The sequence below is a fragment of the Pseudoalteromonas sp. KG3 genome (genome assembly GCF_030436385.1).
GTDB lineage: Bacteria > Pseudomonadota > Gammaproteobacteria > Enterobacterales > Alteromonadaceae > Pseudoalteromonas > Pseudoalteromonas prydzensis.
Genome location: NZ_CP098524.1, coordinates 234,959 through 259,576 on the forward strand (window position 1 = coordinate 234,959; position 24,618 = coordinate 259,576).

A 24,618-nucleotide genomic window follows, 5' to 3' on the forward strand; every position below is an offset into this window, starting at 1 on the left:
CATGAATGTTCCCTCACTACCCATATTTTTTAACACTATTAGTTCATTGATATATAAAGGCTAATTTTGGGGATACTTTAGGGAAGTGACTCAAATAGGTTAAGGACGAGTAGCCAGTGCCAAAATCATCTAATAATAATTTAAAACCAGCACCTCTTAGCGCACGTAATTGCTTAGCAGCTTTGCTCTTGTCATCTAGCAAGGTGTTTTCGGTAATTTCTAACCGCAATTGAGCGGGCTTTATATGATGTTGATTGAGAATAAGCAATAACCGCTCAGTTAAATTAGATTTTAAAATATGCATGGGTGAGAGGTTGAGCGATAAGTAAAAACGTGAGTTAGCACGAAATAATGGTGCAAGCTCTTCAAGTGCACGGGTAAGCGCTTGCTCGGTAAGCACATCGATTAAACCAGTTTCTTCGGCAATTGGGATAAACACCGCGGGTGATATCAACTCTGCTTGATGTTGCCAGCGCATTAATAGCTCTACACCGTTTATTTTTTTAGTTTTATTATTAACGATGGGTTGATAATTATTAAAAAATAAATCGTCTTTGTAGGCATCTTTTAAGGCATTTTCAAGTAGTAACTTTTGCGTGAGCTGATTATTCATTTGCTCAGTGAAAAATTTAAAGCCATTACGACCAGATTGCTTCGCATGCATCATGGCTATATCAGCATTACGAATAAGTTCATCAGTGGTATCGGCATCAAACGGATAAAGTGCTACGCCGATGCTGGCGGATATATTGATGGCGAAATCGTTGATCACCACGCGTTTTGCTAGTTCTGCGATGAGGTTGCGTACTAAGTTACTTAAACTTTGTGGCGAGTCTAAGTTTTTAATCAATAATAAAAATTCGTCACCGCTTTGTCGCCCGACAATGGCATTTTTATCAAGCATATTATTCATGCGATAGGTAATATCGCATAACAGTTGATCGCCTACTGCATGACCAAAAGAGTCATTAACGGGTTTAAATTTATCTAAATCAATAAAGAGTAAAGCAACAAGGCTGTTACGATTATCGGCATCTTTAATGGCGTTGGCTATTTTTTGATACATTAATGAGCGATTTGGCAATTTTGTTAATGGATCATAGTTTGCCAAATAGCGCAGTTCATTTTCAGCGCGTTTTTGCTCAGTTAGATCTGATATCACCACCACATAATAACTTACAACGTCACTGTCTTTTGCCACTGCAGTAATACTAATATGGATTGGGTGCGATGAGTTCATTTTGGTCTTCACATATGCATCTCCTCGCCAATTTTGTTTGGGCGATAATGATTTTAATATTGTGAGGAATTCACGATACTGCTTTTTACCCATTGCAGTTAAAAAGTGCTTTAATTCAAGCTTAGTGGTGTTTGTGTTAATAGAGAACGCTTCGGCAAAACTATTGTTGACCGAAAACGGTAGTAGTTGAGAATCTAAAATTAGTAACCAATCGTTGATTTGACTAAAAGCTTCACCTAAAACGGCGGCTTGTTGGGCATTGGCTCTTTGCTCAGTGATGTTGGTATAAATTCCAGAAACTTTGCTAGGCTCACCTTGTTCATTTCTTTGGGTTATTTTGCCTATGTCTTGATACCATAGCCAATGCCCTGCAGCATGTTGAATGCGATACGTCGCCTGCCATTGTTGATCGCTATTTTATGATATAAAACGAGCCCATTCTTGCATCAAGTTACCGATATCTTCTGGGTGAATAAGTTTAGAAAATTCAGCAAAACCAATTTCCCCTGAGACGCTTAAATACCCTAACTCTTTGATTAAACGGTGTTGAGTTCCAGCATCTGTGGTTAAACTCACTTCCCATACGCCACTATTGCTACTGCTTAAAGCCAACTCTGTTTGTTGTTGTAAATGAAGGACTTTGTTATGAGATTGGGCAATTGTTTGTTGCTTTGTTCTGTATTGCCAAAAAATGAAAAATAACACCGCAAAAATAATCAATGCATAGGCAGTTATAGCGAGGGGAGAGCGCCATGGCGCATAAGCCACATTAAACTTCAGTGTTTTTGTATCTCCTAAGCCGGCACTATCTAAATTGTAAGTTGCAATTGAAAGTGTGTAGTCACCTGGTGGCAGTTTTGTGAAAAAGAGTTTATTGCTTTTATATTCATCATACTTAACCGAGCTTGGCCCATGTAGCGATATTTTGTAGCGCGTTTTATCAATATTTTGAAAGTCAAAATTTGAAAAGCTCACTTCCAGTCCCAAGTCTTCATCGCTAAGTTGTAAGTTTTTATGGGCGTATTGCTGAGGGTGATAATTCAGCTCCCTTGAAAACAATGTAATATCAGTGATCTCAGTTTCTGATCTATGGCTATCAGCTGGCACGGCTAAAAAGTCTTGTGGTGCGAGCGTGAGCATTCCACGAGTACTACCAAATGCTAACCGGCCATCCGACAGCTGCAGTTGAGAGTCATAATTAAATTCGTTGACGGTAAGTCCATCTTTTACTGTGTATGCATGTACTTGCATCGAATTTAAATCGAGGCGGTAGAGACCGTTATTGCTACTCATCCATAAAAAGCCAAAGTGGTCTATTTGTAGAGCCGTTAATGCCATAGCTTTTAAGCCCGTTTTACCATTAACTCGATATTTTTCTTCGTAGCTGGTAGCGTCAAGCCCTATTAAGCCTTCTTGGTTTGAGGCCAACCAAAGCGTGTTGTTGTAATCGATTACCCAATCTTCTGTTGTTACGTAATTCAGCGGATTATAGTTTTCAACAGCGTAAATAAGCGTCAGCAGTTTAGTTTTTTCATTATAACGGTATAAAGCCCCAGAAACGCTGATCATATATTCATCAGGGTGACTTGCTAACGGTTTTAAAAATTTATGTGTATTTAGCGGATCTAATTGCTCCTTTAAGCCCTCTATAATCCGAGTATGACCGGTTTTGCCATTGTACAAAAAGTAATTATTTTCGCTAAAAAAAGCAAAGGTATCAGTGTCCATCTGGTGATGGCCATACATAAAATCTTGTTGAAAAACTTCCTTTGTGGTGTCGTCCATTGGTAAAGGAATTCGTTGATTGGTATGAGTATCAAATAAAGCGAGATTGTCGTATAGCAACAACCACAAGTAACGCCCTGGCTCATTTAGATCTGCAGGAGTAATGCCAAATACAGCAAATTGACCGTAAAACGCTTTACTATCATCGGTTGTCAAAAAAATATTGCTGGTTGTGCCTTCACTGGTTATTTTTGCTAAGCCATTCTCTGTTCCTAACCAAATATTTTGCTCATCTTGGTACATAGCATGTATTACATTGTTATGTAACTTGTCGCCTGAGGTTACTTGTACATTACCAAAGCGCCTTGCCATGCTTGACCAAGTGAATACACCTTGAGAGCGTGAAGCTAGCCACATCAGCCCTGTTCTATCGACCATCACATCAACAATCGTATTATCGGTCATGTGAAATTTACTTTGGTCAAAACGTAATAAAAATTCGCTTTTACCAGTGTCACGGTGATACTGATACAAGCCATTTTCAGTGACAATAAACTCTCCATAGGAGGTGTTCACATAGTCCCAAATATTATGTTCAGGAAATATCACTTTAATAGCATCAAAGTTGAGCCTGTTGTTATCATCAAACGGAATCGCATAAAAGCCCTCAACGGTGCCCACTAACAAACCTAGCTGCGGATCGACTGCTAAAAATTTGGTATTGTTTTGATCTTCAGTAAGTTGCTCTTTAGGAACAAGAGGGATTTTAGTTATATACTCATCAATGAGGGATTTTGAATATAAGCCATCGCTTGTGGCGATGTATAAAAAATTGTCATGGATGGTAAGCGCTCGTACGATATGATCATCTTTATTGATCGAAAACTTATGGCTAAATTTTTTATGCTTATTATCAGAAGTATACACATGCTGGTTAATTGCATAGTAAAAATGTTGTTGGTATTCAGTAATGGCTAAAATAGGGGAGTAGTGGCTATCTTCGGCATTTAATTTACCAGAGTACACTTTTTCCACTTTAAGGGTTACCGGGTCGATAAGAAATGCACCAGAATACTCAGTAGAGACAAAGATATCGCCGTTGCTTGTTTCATATAAAAAATTAATCAACCACTGATCGAGGTTGTATTCACCAGCAAAGGTTTTTACTTGGTAGCCGTCAAAACGGTTTAAGCCTTGCAGCGTACCGATCCAAATAAAGCCGAGTTTATCTTGCAAGGTACTCGTAACATGACCTTGTGATAGCCCTTCATCAGTCGATATTCGCTGTAATTGTTGAGCATAATTTTGAGCATTGACAGCTACACTGCAAAAACTGAGAACGATGCTAAATAAGATGAGAAAAATGTTGCTCAACCGCACTTATGTTATTGCTCCACTCATGTAATAAACGTTAGTCGTTAGTAAATATAGCATAACAATTTGCAGTTCTATTAAAGAATTAGCCACAAATACACGCTATAACTGTCAAATGGAACTCTACAATGAAGACCGTAAGCATTGAATTAAGAATAGTGCCTCTATTCTTAAAATCAACAACATAAAATACTGCGCCTTTAAGTAAGATTGCCATTTTAATTGATTAGCTGTTTTTGATGGGGTGACTTGGCTATCACAAATGCATTATGCTGATCACAATGTTTATACTACAGGATGTTTAAGTTGTTGCACTCTTTTAACGCACATGCGGCGCAAAGCCTATTATTAGTTATCGATATTCAAGATAAATTACAGCCAGCTATGCAGCGCTATGAGCAGGTGAAGCAGATCACTTTACAATTAGCCAAAGTGGCTGATTTACTGGCCGTGCCGACCCTTATCACTCAGCAGTATAAACAAGGCCTTGGGGAGACTGATTTGCAATTACAGCAACAGTTTAATCAGGCTAGTTATTTTGATAAGACGCACTTTAGTGCCTGTAAAGAGCCAGGCTTTCTACAGCAAATTGCGGCCTATGAGCGACCACAAATCATTGTCGTCGGCATGGAAGCACATGTATGTGTGCTGCAAACATGCTTAGATCTGTTAGCAAATGGCTATCAAGTATTTTTAATTGCTGATGGAGTGAGTTCGCGTAATGATCTTCATCGAGATCTAGCTATCGCTCAACTTAGGCAAGCAGGGGCGGTGATCAGCTGCGCTGAAAGTGTGATTTTTCAATGGGCAGAAGTGGCGAATACCAGCTTATTTAAAAAAGTTTTAGAACTTGTGAAGTGAACTGTCATTTTTTAACTAGGTAAAGCTTTTAAAAGTGCGATGGCGGCGGTTAATGCTGATCTATATCAGCGCATCGTTATTGTTGTGCAAAGGTGCAGCTATATCATGTGGTTTGCGACTGAGCCTAAAAAAATAACTTAACAAAGTAAATAATAAGGCTGAAATGCTAGGATAAGATTAATGACTTTTTAGTATTGTAAATGATAGTTGTTTTCATTATCATGCGATGAATTATTTTGATTGCTGTATAAATATCAATGAAACACTCTTTAATCTCAATCGCACTAGCTAGCATATTTGTTACTCCTGTTGTAATAGCACAAACTGAAACCGAGCAACAACAATCGGTAACTGTTGCAGAAAAAGACATAGAAACCATTTCAGTGGTAGGACGTGCTTTTTCAATGTACCGGCCTACTGAGTCAACATTTGGCACGCGTACAGATACGCCGCTTGAAAAAATTCCGCAGTCGATACAGATTATTCCACAAGCATTGATAAGCGATCAGGCTGCACGTCAGGTGACCGACCTATATAGCAATATTGCAGGTGTAAATGGCTTTAGCTATTCAGGGGTGACGTTTCGTGGTTTTCGTCAAGACGAAATTTTGTATGATGGCGTAAAAGGTGACCCATTTAGTGGTTTTGCAGTACCGCAGTTATTTAATATTGAACAAGTGGCAGTATTAAAAGGCCCTAGTGGCGCGGTATATGGCAGTGGTAACCCTGGTGGCATTATCAATTACATGACCAAAAAGCCAAGCTATACCAGCAACACCACTTTAGCACTGGAAGTAGGCAATGATGACTTTTTTAGCGCAGCTTTAGAATCGACTGGCAGTGTTAACGATGAGCAAACACAAGCTTACCGAGTGGGCCTTTATAAAGACTCAGATAAGCCATTTCGTGAAAATACCAGTGAAGACAACACCATCATTGATTTAGGCTATCGTTTTGATTTTACAGACGACACCAACCTAGTATTGCAATATACCCATATTGATCAAGAGCTTGGTGGAGCACGATTACGCGGTGTGCCAGTGGATGAAAATGGCCATTTTATTGCCGATATTAGCTGGAATCATAATGAAGCAACAGATTACCAAACTGTGCTTGCCGACGTGTTTCAAGCCAGCTTTAAACATCAATTTAATGATGTATTTAGTACCGATGTCACTGCCCGTTATTTTAATAATGAAGCGAATCAAAATTATCATGAGCCGCGTGGACTCAGTGATACCGACGGTGATGGCGTATTGGATTGGAGTGAGCGAGAGTTTCGTGATCAACAACGCGAAAATACCGGGCTAAGCTTAACGGCTAATTTGATTGCACAAACGCAGCTGGCTGCTATGCAGCATGTCATGCTGGTGGGGGTTGATTGGTATCAACATGAGTTTGACTCAGAATATAGAACAGCGGTACAAGCCAGTAAAGGCGGTCCAGTGCCGGGTATTTCAATTTTAAACCCTGAATACGGACTTACCGCAAAAGATGATTATGATTTAGAAAACGTAACGCCGCGTCTATCGAGTACTGAATCAACACGAGTTGGTCTGTATGCACAAGATCAAGTTGACGTAACCGCTCACTGGAATGTCACTTTTGGCCTGCGCTACGACCGCTTTGAAGATACCGATGTACTTAATAACACCGAGTTTTCAGACAGCGATGTAACCTATCGTATTGGTACCAGTTATAACTTAAACGACACTTTCTTCCCGTATGCGCTGTATGGCACCGGTTTTATGCCACAATCGGCCAGTAACCAAAATCCTGATGTAGGCGGCCCATTTAAACCAGAGCACAGCAATATCGCCGAGCTAGGTTTACGTACTAAGTTATTGGATGACTCATTAGCTGTGAATATGGCAAGCTATCGGATCATTCGTAATAATATTTTGCAAGCCAGTACTGAGTTATCAGACACAGGTATTGACCAAATGGAAGCATTAGGTGAAGTTGATAGTCGTGGTTTTGAACTAGAGATTGTTGGCGATGTTACTGAACGTTTAGTGATCACAGCAAGTTACGCCTACAACGATACGCGTATTGTTGAGCAAAGTGAAAAGTTTTCAGCGCAAGCAAGTGGCAGCGATAAATTCGCCAATGCGCCACAAAATACCGCAGGAGTATGGACACGCTATGAGTTACCGCAATTACACTCATCAATCGCAGCGGGTCTTGATTATGTTGATGAACAAGTAAGCCTGGATGGTTATAAAGTGCAGCCGTACACCGTTTATAACATGGCATGGAAAACCGAGTACCAACAATGGATTTGGCAGCTTTCAGTGAAAAATGTGTTTGATAAAGAATACGCATCAAGCGGTTTTATAACCCGTGCAGGGCATTTCCCTGGTGAACCGCGCCGTGTTTATTTGTCAGCTAAATATACATTCTAAGCTGTTAATTTAGCAATATGAAAGCAAAGCAGTGGTTTAACTTACATGCTTGGGCAGGACTCTTTGTTGGCAGCTTGTTATTGATAACTTGCTTATCGGGCACGTTGGCAACCTTGAGTCACGAAATTGAGTATCTTAGTGATAGTAAATTTCGAGCGCTCTCGCATTCCCCTAACATTGACTTTACTGCTATAGAAAATACCCTGGCTGAGCGTTACCCTGGTAGTCAAATCATTAGCATATTGCGACATCAGCAATCTTACCTAGCAACCGAAGTGTCGCTTAAGTGGCAGCAACAGTTTTTGTTTGTGTATGTTGATGGAGCAACTGGTCAGTGGCTTGGCGAAGGGCAGTGGGGGCGAGTATCGCGCTTTTTACGTAACTGGCACATGAATTTATCCATGGGCTGGACGGGCAAGCTGATTGTCACTAGTTTGGCTATTTTATTGGTTATTTTAGTGTTTACTAGCCCTATAGTATACCGGCAGTGGTGGCGACATTTGTTAAAAAAACCACGGCAATTACAAACAACAAATCGCAGCAGCTGGGCTGATTGGCATAAATTACTAGGGCTTTGGAGCTACTGGTTTATTGTGGTTATGGCCGTTACTGGCGTGTGGTACTTAGTCGAGCATGGCTTACAAACAGCGAAAGTTGACCACTATGTAAAACCGCCTGCAACAGTTAGCCAATTGCAAAGTAATGCTCAACAACCACGCTCTAGCGCTACCATAATTAGTGCTGCACAGCAGGCATTTCCAAGTTTACATATTCGCGCCATACAATATCCAACTAAAGCAAATAAAGCGGTGATGGTATTAGGTGATAACAATGACATTTTAGTGCGCTTACGAGCCAATAAAGTGTACTTAGATGCAGCTTCAACAGATGTGCTAGCTATTCAAAAGGCTGCTGACTTACCGCTTGTCGCGCGCATTAAAGACACTGCGGATCCTTTGCATTTTGGTAACTTTGCGGGGCTTGGTACTAAATTAATTTGGGCGCTATTTGGTTTTTTGATGACGTTTATTTGTGTAGCGGGGCTTTATATGAATTGGCTCAGAGTAAAACGCAAGCAACCGTCATTATTAAAGTGGTTTGGTATTATGGGAGCGGTAAGTATGCTGCTGATAGGTTATTCACTGTTGCTTACCATACAAACTTTTAGTGTTCGCCAAGCACCGGCAACTGTGTATTCGCCAGTGCTTGGAATAACTCAGTCAAATAATTAACTAGTGACTAAGCCGTAGCAACCCAGTGCCACAAATACTAAGGCTGCTAGCATTCTAACTTTTGCCAGAGGAATACGTTTTAGTAACGCATTACCTGCAAAAATCACTGGCACATTGGCAAGCAACATACCGACTGTAGTACCTATAGTGACCCATAATACCGATTGATATTGCGCACCAAGTAACACGGTCGCTATTTGAGTTTTATCACCTATTTCAGCGATAAAAAATAGCACTAAAGCAACTAAAAATGCCCCATATTGATCGTATTTATTGCTTACTTCTTCATCCTTATCGGGGATCAAAAGCCATAAGCCAATAATAATAAAACAGCTGTTCACAATCCAAGGTAAGTATTCAGAGGTAAAGCTTCCCGCGAGATAATCTCCTAACCATGCAGATAAGCCATGATTGATGATAGTCGCGACCAAAATACCTAATATAAGTGCGGTTTTATTAGCAAAACGGGCAGCCAGTAACAAGGATAAAAGCTGGGTTTTATCGCCTATTTCGGCTAGGGCAACGGTGACGGTTGATGTGATAAAGGTATCCATTTTTACTTCTACGAGGCGGGAACATTAAACCAAGGTAAACACCTATCTCCCGCCATGAGGATAGTGTTTACCCAGGTCTTGCCGATAATGCTTGCTACATTACAAACTTACCATGCACATGTGGTGCAATTATGTTGATAAGTTTACTTGCCGCGCTTTAATAACAAAGCGGTCAAGCAGGCTACTCCCCCGAGAAGCGCGCACTTTGCCATAATTTATTTTTAAAGTAAAGGTACAAGCATGGCATTATGTATTAAATTGAAATGTGACCATATCAAGAAGCAGCCTGACATAATTGGCAGCAATAACGCTTTAAGCAGGCAATTTATTAAACCAGTTTGTTTATTGTGCTGTGTTTAACTTCGGCTTGTATTATATCTCACTCGCTTTAGCGTATTTGGCTAGTAATCAAAAAAGACCCTATGGATACTGTGTGACTGTTAAATAAAAGTAACAAAATTTAACGTTTACACACACATCAAAAAGGTCGAACATGCACACAATAAATAAAAAAGCATTATCAATAGCCGTCGCATTGGCTTGTTCATTCCCAGTACATGCCCAACAAGCAGCTACTGATAACGCAATAAATGCGAATGAAAGTAAAACTGCTGACGCACAAAGCACCTCATTAGAAGTTATTTCAGTTACAGCTACCAAGCGTAAAACCAAGTTAATGGAAACACCCGTTGCCATTACTGCATTATCAGAAGCGGATCTCAGGCAAAATGGCGTAAATAGTGTTAAAGACATTGCCAACCTAGTACCTGGCTTAGATATTTCTACAGCGACTGATCAATCAGCGCCAGTTATTTCTATGCGTGGTGTACGCTCCACTAATATTACTGAGCTTGGCGATCCCGCTGTTGGTGTGCATCTTGATGGTATTTACTCGCCAAGAATGCAAGGCGCACTTGCTTTGATGTATGACATTGATCGCGTTGAAGCACTGAGGGGACCGCAAGGTACACTATTTGGCCGAAATTCAACAGTTGGTAGCATTAATGTTATTTCAGCAAAGCCTGAATTCACGCATTTATACGGCAACCTAAATATTGAAGGGGGAAATTTTAACAGCAAAAATATTGATGCTATGATCAATATTCCAGTCAATGAAGAGTTTGCAGTGCGGTTTTCTGCCAAAGGCCTTAAGCGCGACTCTTATCTTGAGGGTTATTATGACCCCAACCAATATGACTCAAGACGATTAAGTGACGATATACTCAACGCACCAGTTATCTCTGAAGACTCTTATCAAGGTATCGGACAAACCGTTACACAGCGTGAAAACTGGTGGATAGATGGTGCAGGCACAGATCCAGAGGCGCAAAAAGTACGCCAATTAACACCGGCTGATAAAAGCGATTTTTACAATAATGCCAACGAGTACTCGTTCAGAATTAGTACTCTTTGGGAGCCATTAGATGGCAGTTTTTCGAACCATACGGTTTTTCAAAAGTATGTTAATGACAGCAATAACAACCTTGATTTAGTAAACTGCGACAAACTACGCGGACGCTCAGCTGAATTGGGCGGTGATTGCTCTAACTTTTTACCAAGCGATAATACCTACCAAGCTGTTGTGAATGTACCTGGTGAGCTTAATTTAGATATCACTTACCTGAGAAACACCTTTAACTACGACATTAATGATCAATATTCACTGGTGTGGTTACTAGGTTATGAAAATATGGAGCGCTCTTCAGCACAGGATAGCGAAGTTGGCCTTGATCCGTGGGATGGGGCAACCTACTTCTTAGATGGCACTGGCGCTGAATCTTTTTCAACAGAAGTGCAATTACAGTCAGATGAGTATGGTGATTTTATCTGGATTGTTGGTGCTAACTATTTCCACGAAAAAACCACCACCTTAGGTTATTACGATAACCCGATGGATGATAAAGCCTTTTGGGATCAACCAGATCGTTCAACAGATGCATTCGCTTTGTTTGGGCAAGGTACCTACAAATTAACCGATAAATTGCATGCCACATTCGGTTATCGCTTTAGTGACGAAACCAAACAAGACAAAGGCGGTAGAACATACCGTTGCTCTAATGCGGATGGTTGCGCGGTAGGCTGGTTAAATAGAACTGATCTGAATAATCTACCCGCTGATTATTATGAAGATCCCGCTATTTATGCTTCATACTTTGCAAACGACAATAAAGGTAGTTGGCAACATCATGATTTTCGTGTTGGTTTAGACTATGACGTTTCAGCACAAACCATGATTTATACTTACCTTGCCAGTGGTTTTAAGGCCGGTGGTATTGGTGATGTTTATGAAGTTGTCAATGATAGAACAGGCGATGTAACGCGCTTTGAAACCAAGTTTAACCCAGAAGAAGTACTCACTTGGGAACTTGGTGCTAAGTCTAGCTTTTTTGATAACTCTTTAAACTTAAAAGCGGCATTTTTCTACACAGATTATACCGACATGCAATACGCCTCTGTTGGCTCAATTGGTAACGTTGAGCGTTTATCGGTTGTTGAAGACGACAATGGTACACCGGTTTTAGATGAAAACGGGGAGCCAGTACTGGATTTTCAAAACCAGCCTGTGATTGCTTATTACACGCAAAATGTACCGGGCTCGACAATCAAAGGCCTTGAATTCGAATTTGATTGGAAGCCGTATCCAAACGGCCGTATTACCGGTTATATCACTTGGACGGATGCAAAAATCACTGAAGATTGGAATACTAAATGGGATTATGATTCTGAATACCTGTTTGATATCTCTTACGAGGAGTCGATTGATCCTGAAAATACCTTGCTTGCAACCAACCTTAAAGGCAACAACTTAGCAATGACGCCTCAGTACACGGCGAACATTAGCTATACCCACACATTTAATTTAGGTGAATATGGCTTTATTCATAGTTGGCTTAATGCTAGCTGGAAAGATGACTCGTACTCAACGGTATGGAATGTTGATAAACACTTAGATGACATGGATTTTAGTGTGTCGGATGAGGCAACTCAATATATTGACGATAGCCGTGATGCCTTTGCTGTCTATAACGCATCAATCAAGTATGAACCGCAAGGGCAAAACTGGTACGCAGAAGTATTCGTTAATAATGCCTCTGATGAAACGATTCAATATTGGAATAATACCAGCAAAGGCGTGCCAAAAGGCAGCTTTGGTATGCCAAGGTATTACGGTGTAAGAGCTGGTTTTTCATTCTAGATAACCTCACCACAATTAACCTTCCCACAGTCACGATGCCACTGTGGGAGGTATAAAATTCAAATAAGGATCAAATATGAAAACAACGCTTATTAGCTCGTTAGTTGCGGCTTGTGTGTTTATTTCGCCATGTACTTATGCAAATTATTTTAAAGATAATTTTTCGTGGGGTTACGATAATTCCATTTGGAATGCCCGAAGTGGCGACAATGGCTCGCCTTTTGGCTGTGTTTTTAGCCCCGCAATGATCAACCCAAGTGAACATGGCGTTACACTTTCCTTGGCTCAAGGTTCATGTGCAGAGCTGCAAAGCAACAATTTTTATAGTTTTGGTAAGGTACAGGGTAGCCTTAAGTCGGGCAATATCGCAGGAACGGTGTCTTCAATTTTTACTTACACTTCATGGTGGGATGTGCCTGGGCGTGCCTGGCAAGAAATTGATATCGAACTTTTGCCTTCTCTTGGTAATGTGGTTCATACTAATGTTATTTATCAGCCGCAAGGCGGTACGTATCAAAGTTGGGAAAAGGACATCGATCTCAGTCAATATGGGCTTGATTACCGAGAAAATTTATTAACTATTGGCTTTGATTGGTCTAGTTCATCAATTCGTTGGTATTTATATGATTCGCAAGGCACGGAGCAAACAATAAGAGTGCTTTACAAAGACAATGGCGATGGTCATTTAGCTGAAAATGAAATACCAGCGTATGCATGGCCGGTGGATAATACAAAAATAATGATTAACCACTGGAATGGCGATAATTCGACCGAAGGCAATTACTTTCCTGGTCAATACTATGGCAGCCCTTCGTGGGCGTATTATGATTTTATTGAATACATTCCTCAATAAAATTAATAAGTTTGTATTTATAAATAGAATTTAAACTCGAAGGTTTTTAATGTCTCAAATCAAATATTCTAAATTAGCACTGTGTTTATTGCCCGTCGTTGCCGCGCTTACTTGTCAATCATCATTTAGTGCAGTGAGTGAGCACGTCAGCTGGCCGTATGTAAACAACAAGCTTAAGCGCGACCCAGCTGTTGAAGCGCAGATTGACCAACTACTGGCAAAAATGACCATAGAGCAAAAAGTGGCGCAGATGATCCAGCCTGAAATTGGTTATTTAAGTTTTGAACAAATGCGTAAGTATGGTTTTGGTTCATACCTCAATGGTGGGAACACTGCGCCTTATGGTAACAAACGGGCGGATCAAGCAACGTGGCTAAAATATGCAGATGAAATGTACCTGGCCTCAATAGACGCAACCCTTGATGGGATTGAGATTCCTACTGTTTGGGGTACCGATGCAATGCACGGTCATAGTAATGTGTATGGCGCAACGTTATTTCCACATAATATCGGGCTGGGTGCTGCGCGCGATGCTGATTTGATCAAGCGCATCGGTCAGGCCACTGCAAAAGAAGTGTCAGCGACTGGTATTGAATGGAGTTTTGCTCCTACTGTTGCTGTAGTAAGAGATGGCCGCTGGGGTCGAACCTATGAAAGTTACTCAGAAGACCCTGACCTAGTGAAAAGTTATGCAGGGGAAATGGTTACGGGCATTCAAGGCACAATCGGTGATGACTTTTTAGCGGGCAGTAATCGTATTGCTACTGCAAAACATTTTGTTGGTGATGGTGGCACTGAGCGAGGCATCGATCGCGGCAACACACTGATCGATGAAAAAGGTTTAAGAGACATTCACAGCGCTGGTTATTTTTCAGCAATCAATGAAGGCGTGCAGTCGGTCATGGCATCGTTCAACAGCTGGAATGGTAAGCGTGTACATGGCGACAAATACTTATTGACTGACGTACTGAAAAATAAACTTGGTTTTGATGGCTTTGTGGTCAGTGATTGGAATGCCCATAAGTTTGTTGAAGGCTGCGACCTTGAACAATGCGCGCAAGCAATAAACGCGGGTGTTGATGTGATCATGGTACCAGAGCATTTTGAAGCGTTTTATCATAATACCGTAAAGCAAGTGAAAACAGGCGAGATCGCAGAATCAAGAATTAACGATGCCGTGAGGCGTTTTTTAAGGGCTAAAATCCGTTGGGGGGTGTTTTCTAAGGGGAAGCCATCAGCGCGTCCTGAATCACAGCATCCGCAGTGGTTAGGGGCTGCTGAGCATCGCACCTTAGCACGAGAAGCGGTGCGCAAGTCTCTGGTTTTACTAAAAAACAACGAAAATATCCTACCAATCAAAGCGAATAGCCGTATTTTGGTCGCTGGTAAAGCCGCAAACGCAATAAATATGCAAGCGGGTGGTTGGAGTGTTTCTTGGCAGGGCACAGACAATACCAATAGTGATTTTCCTAATGCTACGTCTATTTTTTCGGGTTTACAGTCGCAAGTAAGCAAAGCGGGTGGGAAGATCACTTTAAGCGAGTCTGGTGAATATACTCACAAGCCTGATGTAGCCATAGTGGTAATTGGTGAAGAGCCTTATGCAGAATGGTTTGGTGATATCGAGATGCTAGAATTTCAGCATGAAACTAAACATGCTCTTGCATTATTAAAGCAGCTTAAAGCTGATAATATCCCAGTCGTTACCGTATTTTTAAGTGGCCGACCACTGTGGGTTAATAAAGAGCTCAACGCATCTGATGCGTTTGTAGCTGCTTGGTTACCAGGCTCTGAAGGTGAGGGCGTTGCAGATGTATTGTTAACGGATAGCCAAGGTAAAACTCAGTCTGACTTTACGGGTAAGTTGAGCTTTTCATGGCCTAAATATGATGACCAGTATACGTTAAACTTAAACGATACAGACTATGAGCCATTATTTGCTTATGGCTATGGCTTAACGTATCAGGACAACATAACTGTGCCTGTTTTAAGTGAAAAAACGAGCCCTAAAAAAACGGTTAACCGTGATTCACATCCCTTGTTTGTAAGAAACTTAGCCAAAAGTATGACTTGGCAACTGACAGATACAAGCACGGAAAAAGTGTTGTGAGCAAGTAATAAAGATTCATACTGAGTAATAAAGATTCATACTGAGTAATAAAGTATCATACTGTTGACTCCACTATTACCCCCTGCTAAAGTTTATATAACTTTAGCAGGGGGTTTTTTATGCTTTCAAAAAAACAAGAGAAGTGGCTTAAAGAAGGTAGAGGACAGGGGGAGTTTGCCGATTACAAACCTTGGATAAAAATATCTGATATATCTTCGTCAGGTCGCTCTCATAGAGTTTTCGGTCACAAAACAAGACGTACTCATCATTTAATGTCTGATTTAGAGCTAGCAACATTTCTATTTCTTGAATGGAGTCAAGAAATAATAGATATTCGAGAGCAATTTCCTCTTAAATTTGATGAAACCCTTCAGATTGCAGAAAATATGCAAGTAAAGCATCCTGCTATTAGAGGCAATACTCATGTTATGACATCAGACTTTTACGTTGTGAGCTCTAATAAAAAGCTTAGTCAATTTGTTTTGCAGGCAAAATATTCAAAAGATCTAATGAAGCCCAGAACTATAGAGAAACTAGAGATAGAGCGTCGATACTGGCACTCTAAAGGTATTTCATGGCAGATAATCACTGAAAAAGACATACCTATAGCCGTTCAAAATAACATTAAATGGCTATATCCAGAAACTAATCTAAATAGGTCAATTGATAGTCAAGACAATTTGAATTTTTACGCTAAGGAATTTACCAGATATCCTGAAAAAAGCATTATTGCTGTGTGCAAAGATATTGATACTGCATATTTCAGTGAGGTAGGCAGTTCGCTTAATGAGTTGAGAGCATTATTAGGGCTGAGGTTCTTTACATTCGACCTCCGCATAGACTTCAGAAAGCTAAAGTGTAGCGACATTCAAATAAGTAACTCTCATTATTGGGATTTGATGACTGAGGAGCTTGGATATGCTGCGAATCAATGATGTTTATAGTAATCAAGGTTCAACGTATAGAATACTAAGCATTTTACCAGAGCAAGTTGTTTGGGTCGAGATTGATCGTACATCCGCATTGCCTGAACTTGTACTTATTAAGGATCTGGTAAATCTGATTGAAGAGGGTGTGTGTTATATCACTGACGATCCTCATCAAAATTTACTGTTACAAACTCCAAAAGATGGCAGTAAAGCTCAGTTAAAACGAGACGAAAGTTATGAGCTTATTAAGCCTATTGTAAGTCACCCTTTATATTACCTTCCAGAGGAACGTGCAAAGTTCATTAATGAGATTGTTGACTCTAAAAGAAGTACAAAGCAAACGCTATATCGGTTACTTCGTAGGTATTGGCAAAAAGGCCAAGTACCTAATGCTCTACTTCCGAACTATAAGAATTCTGGAGCGAAAGGAAAAAAGCGTATTGCTAAAGATAAGGAGCTAGGTAGGCCTAGGCTCTATAAGCAAGGGGTTACTGCCATTATTAACGAAGATGTAGAAAGGCTCTTCTCAATTACTATAAATAAGTATTTATTAAACGATAGCAAGCATACAGTAGTCTATGCTTACCGAAAATTTAAAACAATGTATCGCTCTTTAAATCCAAATGTTAAAGAAGAAGACTTTCCTAGTATCTGGCAGTTTAAATACTTTTATGACAAGAACTTTACTTCCGTTCAAAAACTTAAAGCCAGATATAATAAAATTAGTTATAACAAAGATGTGAGACAGTTAAGCTCGACTGTTAACACTCAAGTTCTTGGTCCTGGTTCACGCTATGAGATCGACGCTACTATTGCAGATATTTATCTAGTATCTGATTCAGATAGACAGAGTATTGTAGGTCGTCCAGTTATTTACTTCGTTACAGATGTGTTTAGCCGCATGGTAGCAGGTTTTTATATTGGATTTGAAAACCCTTCCTATGCCACGAGTATTCAAGCCTTAGAGATGGCAGTAGCGGATAAACAAAGTTACTGTAAAAATAATGGTATTAATATCACAGCTGACGATTGGCCCTGTATAGGCTTGCCAGATGCAATTCTCGCAGATCGTGGAGAGTTACTAGGTCATCAAATTGAGACCTTGGAAAAAAGCTTTTCAGTTCGAGTAGAGAATACCCCTCCTTATCGTGGCGACTTAAAGCCTATTGTGGAGCGTTACTTTAAAACCATGCAGGCAAAATTCAAACCATTTGCGCCAGGAGTAGTCACAGGGGTTAAAGAGAAGAAAAAAGGTGGCAACGACTACCGATTAGATGCTGCTTTAACAATTTCAGATTTAAAAAAAATTCTTATTAATTCAATTTTGATGCATAACAATGCTCATCAATTAAGTCACTATGATAGAGATAGTGATATGCCATCTGACTTACCTCTAGTTCCTATTGAATTATGGAAGTGGGGGTTACAACATCGAACAGGTAGGCTTCGTGCTGTCTCAGCGGATGCTTTATACATAGCGCTATTACCTCGAAAAAAAGCCAGCATTTCAGATTTAGGTATCAAGCTCTTTGGTAATTACTATATTTGTGCTGAAATAAGAGAAAAAGGCTGGCTTCATCGGAAAAACACAATCAATAGACCTAAATCGATCAAAGTTGCTTACGACCCTTTAGATGCAAATACAATTTTTATCTTTTATGAACAAGGTAGCCTCAATTATTGGAAAGCCCACTTATCCGATAGATCAAGAGAGTTTAAGGGCTGTAGTTTTTGGGAGGTGTGGCAAATACAAGAAGAGCAGAAAAAAACAGCTGCTAATCAAGAGCTTAAAAGTAGTTTCGCATTAGAAACCCTTGAACGAGAAAATGAAAAGATCATCAAAGAAGCTATGAAGGCTAAACCAACGGCATTTAAAAGCAAGTCAGCTCAGTTAGCTAATATTAATGATAACAAAAGGTTAGCTAAAGATGAGGAGCGACAGAACAGGCAGAAAAGTAATTTTAAAAAAGGTGAGTTAATTCAACTGCCTACGACAAAAAAAAGCATGAGAAGTCAGAGTGAACTGGATGATGAAGAACTAGCTCTTAAGTTCCCAATTTATCATGATATTTTATCTGAAGACGACTGATTACAGAATGTTGGAGACAGTAATGATTAATGCAGTTTATAAAAAAAGCTTTGGTTCTTACAAAGGGAACCCTTTTATTGAGGCATTGCCTGCAGTTTTAGAGCCAAAGCAAGTTGCAGAAAGAATACAAGGTGTCCTAGATTTCACGACTTCTGATACTCAGGCATCTACATCAGTAAGAGCTCATTTGATCTCACAAATGATGGGACAGTTTTTTTATCCTATTAATCGCCATATTGACCTTGAAAAGAAACTATCAATAATGATTCGTGAGGGGTATGTAGGGCGTAACCCTAAAGATGGCTCCTTAAATACTCGTCTTCAGAATGGTTATGAAAGATTAATGTCGGGCGAAGATGATTCATTTAGATTTCCAGCCGTCACCTCGACAGCTCGTAGCCTAGCCTTTATAGGTTGCTCAGGTAGTGGCAAAACGACTACCCTTAATAAAATCCTATCGACCTACCCTCAGGTCACGGCTAGCGCATTTTAATCCCAGATTCTAACAGGGTTGAGCGATAATCATCGTCTAGCCCTGCCATTTTCTTTTTTCTCGCCATACTGGCTGTTTTAGTTGTATCTTGTTTAAATAACGCCATGGCTATTTTTCTCATTACGTTAAAAACAAGGGGTCCTTGCTTCTTACGGATTCTTGATTCATCTTCCCTAAAGTTCATATCCAACATCCAATGCATACTTTCAACCTGCCAGTGGCTTCGTACCGCATTAAGTGCTTGCTCCGCACCTAACGCTAACGAACTAATATACCAACGCGTTTCTATCGTGTCTGTACCTGATGATTTATCGTGAACCTCAGCGGTTACTTGAATAACACTCTTTAAGCCAGACCATTGGTAGATTTTATCTAACCAGCTTTTATCAATAAGCAATTGCTGACAAACCCTTGTTTCAATGCGCCCATGCCCTGAGCTTATTTCGGTATGTTTATCATAGTTGCTATTGGTCAATCCTTCGCGCTCACTCTTGTGCCACCAAGCTTCTAATTCACTCTGCATACCTGAATGGTTACCTTTGAGCGCTAGGATATAATCAGCTTTTTGTTTAATTATTTGTTTCGCTATTTCTTGCTGGCAGCCCATAGCATCAAGTGTAATGATGCTATTTTCAATATCTAGCATGGTGAGTAACTCAGGTATGGCTGTGATTTCATTTGTTTTGCTATCAACGGCTGTTTGCCCTAAAACTAACTGGTGTTGGCAGCTCCATGCACTGACGGTATGTAAAGCACTTTTTCTATCTTTGGTTGTAAATGAACGACGTGCAGTTTTTCCATCCATAGCAATAATATCAGCACCCGTGGTTTCAATAAGTGAAGATATCCAAGATTGAAATGCATGCTCTATTTCATCTGATTTTAACCGACAAATGACACGGGCTATGGTGTCGTGTCTTGGAATACCCGCGTTGAAAGCGCCATATCTTTTTAACCAATCAAGTTTTAGATGCCCAAAGTCTTCAATATCCTCCCATCCTTGTGCACCGGAGATTACTGCACTAATGGCTAAAAGGAGAATATCGATAAGCTCATGCTTTTTACAGCGTTCAATGCGAGGATCGGTAATTGAATTAAAGTGTTTCAGAAAAGTAGCGCTCATATTTTACGTGACCAAGGTGATTATTATGCCTTGATCTGATCACTACATATTCTATAAGTTCAATTTATAATGATCTTGCCGTGACCCTCAGGTCATTTACCATTCAGAACTAAACTTTACTCAAATTGTCTACTTAAGAGTAGACTGCCCACATGACGGTTCACTTAAAAGCCTGTGCCTTCACTTTTTTAGAGCAATCGACCAAGCTTTAGACTCTAATTATGAAAAAAAGTATGCGCTAAAACGACATAGTATTGAAACTTTATTGAATTTGATGCGTCAGATATCTAATCATCATGCTATAGGACTGTTAGTAATAGACGAAATACAGCATCTCAGTGTTAATAAATCTGGCGGTGCTGAGAAAATGTTAAACTTTTTTGTGACGCTAGTAAATACGGTAGGTCTTCCTGTCGTTATGGTTGGAACACCAAAAGCTAGATTTATATTTGAAGGAGACCTAAGATCAGCTCGACGTGGAGCAGGTTTTGGCTCAGTTTTTTGGGAGCAGATGACACAAGACCCAAATATAATTTTAGCAGATGGCAAAATATATAAATCTGAATGGAACATGTTTACAGATAATTTGTGGAAATATCAATGGTTGAAAAAAGCAGATGTCATATTGCCTGATGATGTAAGAAATCGTTGGTATGACCTATCACAAGGCATTTTAGATATCGTAGTTAAGCTTTTTGTACTAGCTCAACTCAAAGCCATAGATTCAGGGATAGAGCGTATTACGGTTAAACTACTGCAGACCACTTATGATGAAGATCTAAGACCCATCCATCCTATGATAGAAGCCCTACAATCTGGTAGATCAGATAAAATTGCCGAGTTTTCAGATCTAGTAGTACCCGACATTGATAAAAAGCTATTGCAGCTTCAAAGTAAGCTACATCAAAAGAAGTCTGAGTTCGATGAGGTATCAGAATATCAGGGGTGCGAACTAAGCATTAGATTACATCGTATGTTAGTCGATATGGGGAAAGACTCCCCTGTACTAGTTCCTACAGTTAAAAAGGCAGTTTCTGAGCTACCTGAAGCCTCTATGCCCGAGTTGATGTCTATTATTTTAGAATGGTCGAAAGAGGTTAAAGTTGGAAACAGTAATTTAAAAGATGACTCTCAAACGATTGATCGTACCAAAAAATCGAATTATATCAAACCAAAGGATTGGCATACGCTTGATTCTGAAGATTTACGTTATCAGTTCACTCAAAAGGAAAAAGATCATTCATTTTATGAGCACTTAAAAGATTCTACATCGCTAATATTTGATATTAACGACTGGCTACCTAAGGTGAGTTAGTATGATTAATCTTCCTATGCCATACCCTCAAGAATTGATCTATAGCACAGTTGCTAGGTATAAGATTAGAGCTGGATTGATTAGTCCAAAGCAGTTATTAGATGATGTTTTTGAAGATAGAGGAGTAGTTGCAACTGTTGATTTGCCATGCCATTTATCTAAAATAGCGAATCACTATCCTCATAACCGTTTTAATCTGAATTATATTGCATACCAGCATACGCTTTTTCCTTTGTATGCTCCTTTTATCCCTGAGTCTAGGCGACAAGAATGTTTGAGATGGATGGCTAATCATTCGCAAGGCGCTATTCACTTAGCAATAGGGAGTAATGCATCAAGACTGCCCTCAGTAAAATATATCCGTTACTGCCCACAATGTTTTAATGAGCAGTTTAAAGATTATGGTGAATGGTATTGGTCACGTATGTGGCAAATTCCAGGCATAACTTGTTGTAGCAAGCATGGAACATTAGCGGATTCTTCAGTTGAATATCGTCCTAACTCCCGTCATGATTTTATTGCCCCTACTCCACATAACTGTAATATAAATCCACAAGGAAGTGTCAATGAAGATAATAGGTTCCTCATTTCTAAAATATCTGAGCTTTTATCCTTAGCTGAACAATCTTCTCCGACTTTTGAGCAATGGACTGCTTTTTACCACGGTTTAGCTCGATCTAGTAACTGTATAAGAGGGTCTAAACATATCGATCATCTTCGTATACTAGAAAAGGTGGAAAATAGATGGTCATTAGAGTTTTTGGAAACGAACAATCTTCATAGACTTAACAGTGAAACAGGTTGGCTTCGCGGTATTTTTCGTAAACATCGTAAATCGTTCAGTTATCTTGAACATATTATCGCTATTAGTTCATTATTGGAGCAAGAATGGACTTTTGAAGAAATAATAATGCAGGTGAAAAGCCAGAAAACCACCCTATCTGGTAAAATTACAAAAGCGAAAAATACCATAAAGCCTGACAGTGAATTGGTAAAGTCAAATCGAAACCTATGGTTAGACTTGATTAAAGAACAGCAATCGATTAAAGAAGCTAGAAAAGTTAATAAAGCTCTTTATGCATGGCTATATCGTAACGATAAGACATGGTTTATTAATACAAATAAAAACTACCATCAACGTCACATACCTAAAGGATTCACTGTAGATTGGCAAAAGCGAGATAGCGAGTTTGTGAGGTCTTTGATCAAAATAAACGATCACACATGTTTCGACTTAACATTACCTCGTAAATCAAAAAAGTGGTGGATGAATCAAACTGATTCAGTCTCAATGATTGAGAAGAATCAAGATAAGCTACCTTTAGTCTCAGCATTTTTGAACAGATATAGTGAAGACGTTAGTAACTATCAAATAAGACGGTTAAGCCAGATATTAATTGATAGTATATTGAACAATCAAACTTTACAGCGCTGGGAAATATTACGACTGGCTAAATTGAGTGATGAGCGAATTACTCCTGAGTCTAGTAGGTTCCTAGAGCATGCATACAGTATTGCAAATAAGCGAATAAACAAGGTAAGTATATGATCGCTAAAGGCTTTCCTGAAGACTCGAAAATAATGTATGTTGCTAATATTTTTAAGTTTAAACACTTGAAGTCATGGAACCTTGTGCTATGTGTAAGAAGTGATAGACAAAATAAAGTGTTACATACCAGGCTATCGAATCTACCAGCTCTCGCGAAAAGAAGGGTTATAAATCCTCCAGATGGGCAATCTCGTAAGGGTGGTTATCCGTTTTTTTTGAGTAATGTCTCTACTGCTAATTGGCAAGTAGGTATCGACTCAGAAGGTGGTGGTAATACCTTTGTATTTGACTATATCAGAGCAGATGAGTCAACAGTAACGGTCCATATACCTCAGATTGAGTTTGCACGAGTTTTATTTTTTCATAATGCCTATCTTGCTCGAAACTGTATTGATCACGGATTACTCAGTAGAGAGTTTTGGATTCAAGACATGGGAGATGATTCAGTATTGGTAAATGTTTTGCCTATAAGCTCTCTACCTTTAAAAACTTTTGATCACGAAGGACAGAGACGCTTACTGGCTTGGATACTAATAGATGGAAATGCGCGTTCTTCCTATGAAAGTATTGCCAAAAATTTTATTGAAGAAGTTCAGGAAACTGAAGACAAGGAAACATGGCGCTTTAAATTTAGTCCACCACGGCTTGATAACCTCTCACTAGACACTAGAGGTTGGATGCACAAGGATACTGGCAATTACTATGTCCATGAAATTATAGGGATCAGTAATATTCTCTCCTCTTTGCCCAAAAAAGTGCCATTTTATAGTGAGAAATTCAAAGCTGGTACGAGAGGTGGCGGTACAAGTAATGTAGCTAAGCCAAATGGTTCAGTCAGTAGTGATACCATTGATGATCAGCAAGAAGCAGATATTGACACTAAACCGAAAACGATAGAGGTGCCAACAACTTCCTTTAGCTTTGCAACTCCAATAGAAACTCGAAAAGTTGTCAAAAAAAGAGTTCCATGCGCACAAGGAGCAGAGACTGAAGATTATGAAGAGTTAGTAGAGCTAGATCTTGGTACAGATGAGGCCGCGATTGACGGCACAGCATGCCAAGCGGACTTCTCTGGGCTTGATGATGACAGCGATGTTTTAGAACTGTATATGCAACGATTTGAAGCCTTTAAGCTACTAATCAAGATGCTATCAGAACGACCTAAGACTGACTGTACTGAAAAACTACATTTTTTACCTGCTGTTGGGCGCTCTAGGCTACATAGAACGATGGACGGCAATAGACGGTCTTTACTTGAAGTAAGAGTCAAAACTGACACTTCTCAGTTCGTCATTTTAGAGATAGATACTACTGACAACTCTAAGCCAATATCGACCTTAATAATAAAAATCAATGATTTAGATTACTGGGACGATCATATGGATGAGTTTTTGAGCTTAGTTGTTAAGAGATCACTGCGTTGGCCTAAGGCCAGTTATTTAAAAAAATTTGACGATGTGTACACCTTGAACCATCCTAAAAGTATGCTTGAACTTACTGAAAGTAGTGACGATTTTATACGATGGCAAAAGCGATTGGATACAGTTCTAGGTTTGGCTGAATGATTGCG

At 39.7% G+C, this 24,618-nt stretch carries 16 protein-coding genes; 12 read left to right on the top strand and 4 right to left on the bottom strand.

What is annotated here, in order from left to right; all coding sequences use genetic code 11:
- Window positions 1-43: 43 nt before the first annotated feature.
- Both NDQ71_RS19520 and NDQ71_RS19525 read right to left on the bottom strand, forming a co-directional pair.
- The gene (locus tag NDQ71_RS19520; RefSeq protein ID WP_301562972.1) at window positions 44-1,252 is read right to left on the bottom strand and encodes a bifunctional diguanylate cyclase/phosphodiesterase; all 1,209 of its coding nucleotides are present in this window, start codon (window positions 1,250-1,252) and stop codon (window positions 44-46) included.
- A gap of 405 nt (window positions 1,253-1,657) precedes the next feature.
- Window positions 1,658-4,339, bottom strand: a complete 2,682-nt coding sequence (locus NDQ71_RS19525; RefSeq protein ID WP_301562973.1) for a two-component regulator propeller domain-containing protein — start codon at window positions 4,337-4,339, stop codon at window positions 1,658-1,660.
- A 297-nt stretch (window positions 4,340-4,636) separates the two neighbouring features.
- Here NDQ71_RS19525 and NDQ71_RS19530 point away from each other — a divergent pair, with 297 nt between their 5' ends.
- From NDQ71_RS19530 to NDQ71_RS19540, 3 genes are all read left to right on the top strand, one after another.
- The gene (locus tag NDQ71_RS19530; protein ID WP_301562974.1) at window positions 4,637-5,200 is read left to right on the top strand and encodes an isochorismatase family protein; all 564 of its coding nucleotides are present in this window, start codon (window positions 4,637-4,639) and stop codon (window positions 5,198-5,200) included.
- 257 nt (window positions 5,201-5,457) lie between these two features.
- Window positions 5,458-7,605 (top strand): TonB-dependent siderophore receptor, encoded by a 2,148-nt coding sequence (locus tag NDQ71_RS19535; protein ID WP_301562975.1) that lies wholly within the window; start codon window positions 5,458-5,460, stop codon window positions 7,603-7,605.
- A gap of 17 nt (window positions 7,606-7,622) precedes the next feature.
- Window positions 7,623-8,837 (top strand): PepSY domain-containing protein, encoded by a 1,215-nt coding sequence (locus NDQ71_RS19540; RefSeq protein ID WP_192542547.1) that lies wholly within the window; start codon window positions 7,623-7,625, stop codon window positions 8,835-8,837.
- Here NDQ71_RS19540 and NDQ71_RS19545 read toward each other — a convergent pair.
- Window positions 8,834-9,391, bottom strand: a complete 558-nt coding sequence (locus NDQ71_RS19545; RefSeq protein ID WP_301562976.1) for a TMEM165/GDT1 family protein — start codon at window positions 9,389-9,391, stop codon at window positions 8,834-8,836. The two genes, NDQ71_RS19540 and NDQ71_RS19545, sit on opposite strands and share 4 nt — an antisense overlap.
- Before the next feature lie 493 nt (window positions 9,392-9,884).
- Here NDQ71_RS19545 and NDQ71_RS19550 point away from each other — a divergent pair, with 493 nt between their 5' ends.
- The 6 genes from NDQ71_RS19550 to NDQ71_RS19575 all read left to right on the top strand — a co-directional run bounded on the left by NDQ71_RS19550 (window position 9,885) and on the right by NDQ71_RS19575 (window position 19,061).
- A complete protein-coding gene (locus NDQ71_RS19550) occupies window positions 9,885-12,587 on the top strand; it encodes a TonB-dependent receptor (protein WP_301562977.1) in 2,703 nt (900 codons plus the stop codon).
- A gap of 76 nt (window positions 12,588-12,663) precedes the next feature.
- A complete protein-coding gene (locus NDQ71_RS19555) occupies window positions 12,664-13,440 on the top strand; it encodes a family 16 glycosylhydrolase (RefSeq protein WP_192542550.1) in 777 nt (258 codons plus the stop codon).
- A 49-nt stretch (window positions 13,441-13,489) separates the two neighbouring features.
- Window positions 13,490-15,550 (top strand): glycoside hydrolase family 3 protein, encoded by a 2,061-nt coding sequence (locus tag NDQ71_RS19560; protein ID WP_301562978.1) that lies wholly within the window; start codon window positions 13,490-13,492, stop codon window positions 15,548-15,550.
- A gap of 119 nt (window positions 15,551-15,669) precedes the next feature.
- Window positions 15,670-16,485 carry a TnsA endonuclease N-terminal domain-containing protein gene (locus tag NDQ71_RS19565; protein WP_301562979.1) on the top strand — a complete coding sequence of 272 codons (816 nt, stop codon included), beginning with the start codon at window positions 15,670-15,672 and terminating at the stop codon, window positions 16,483-16,485.
- A complete protein-coding gene (locus tag NDQ71_RS19570) occupies window positions 16,469-18,568 on the top strand; it encodes a Mu transposase C-terminal domain-containing protein (RefSeq protein WP_301562980.1) in 2,100 nt (699 codons plus the stop codon). The genes NDQ71_RS19565 and NDQ71_RS19570 overlap by 17 nt, the downstream gene beginning before the upstream one ends.
- A 22-nt stretch (window positions 18,569-18,590) precedes the next feature.
- Window positions 18,591-19,061: a hypothetical protein gene (locus NDQ71_RS19575; protein WP_301562981.1), complete on the top strand. Its 471-nt coding sequence runs from the start codon at window positions 18,591-18,593 to the stop codon at window positions 19,059-19,061.
- Here the strand turns inward: NDQ71_RS19575 and NDQ71_RS19580 are convergent.
- Window positions 19,048-20,184 (bottom strand): ISAs1 family transposase, encoded by a 1,137-nt coding sequence (locus NDQ71_RS19580; protein ID WP_024602346.1) that lies wholly within the window; start codon window positions 20,182-20,184, stop codon window positions 19,048-19,050. The two genes, NDQ71_RS19575 and NDQ71_RS19580, sit on opposite strands and share 14 nt — an antisense overlap.
- 172 nt (window positions 20,185-20,356) lie before the next feature.
- Between NDQ71_RS19580 and NDQ71_RS19585 the strand changes: the two genes are divergently transcribed.
- Genes NDQ71_RS19585 through NDQ71_RS19595 form a run of 3 tightly spaced genes read left to right on the top strand, consistent with a single transcriptional unit; the run spans window position 20,357 to window position 24,613 of the window.
- On the top strand, window positions 20,357-21,499 hold the full coding sequence (locus tag NDQ71_RS19585; RefSeq protein WP_367318022.1) for an AAA family ATPase: 1,143 nt from the start codon (window positions 20,357-20,359) through the stop codon (window positions 21,497-21,499).
- A 1-nt stretch (window position 21,500) separates the two neighbouring features.
- On the top strand, window positions 21,501-23,048 hold the full coding sequence (locus NDQ71_RS19590) for a TnsD family Tn7-like transposition protein (protein ID WP_301562982.1): 1,548 nt from the start codon (window positions 21,501-21,503) through the stop codon (window positions 23,046-23,048).
- A complete protein-coding gene (locus NDQ71_RS19595; RefSeq protein ID WP_301562983.1) occupies window positions 23,045-24,613 on the top strand; it encodes a Tn7-like element transposition protein TnsE in 1,569 nt (522 codons plus the stop codon). The genes NDQ71_RS19590 and NDQ71_RS19595 overlap by 4 nt, the downstream gene beginning before the upstream one ends.
- Window positions 24,614-24,618: the final 5 nt, after the last annotated feature.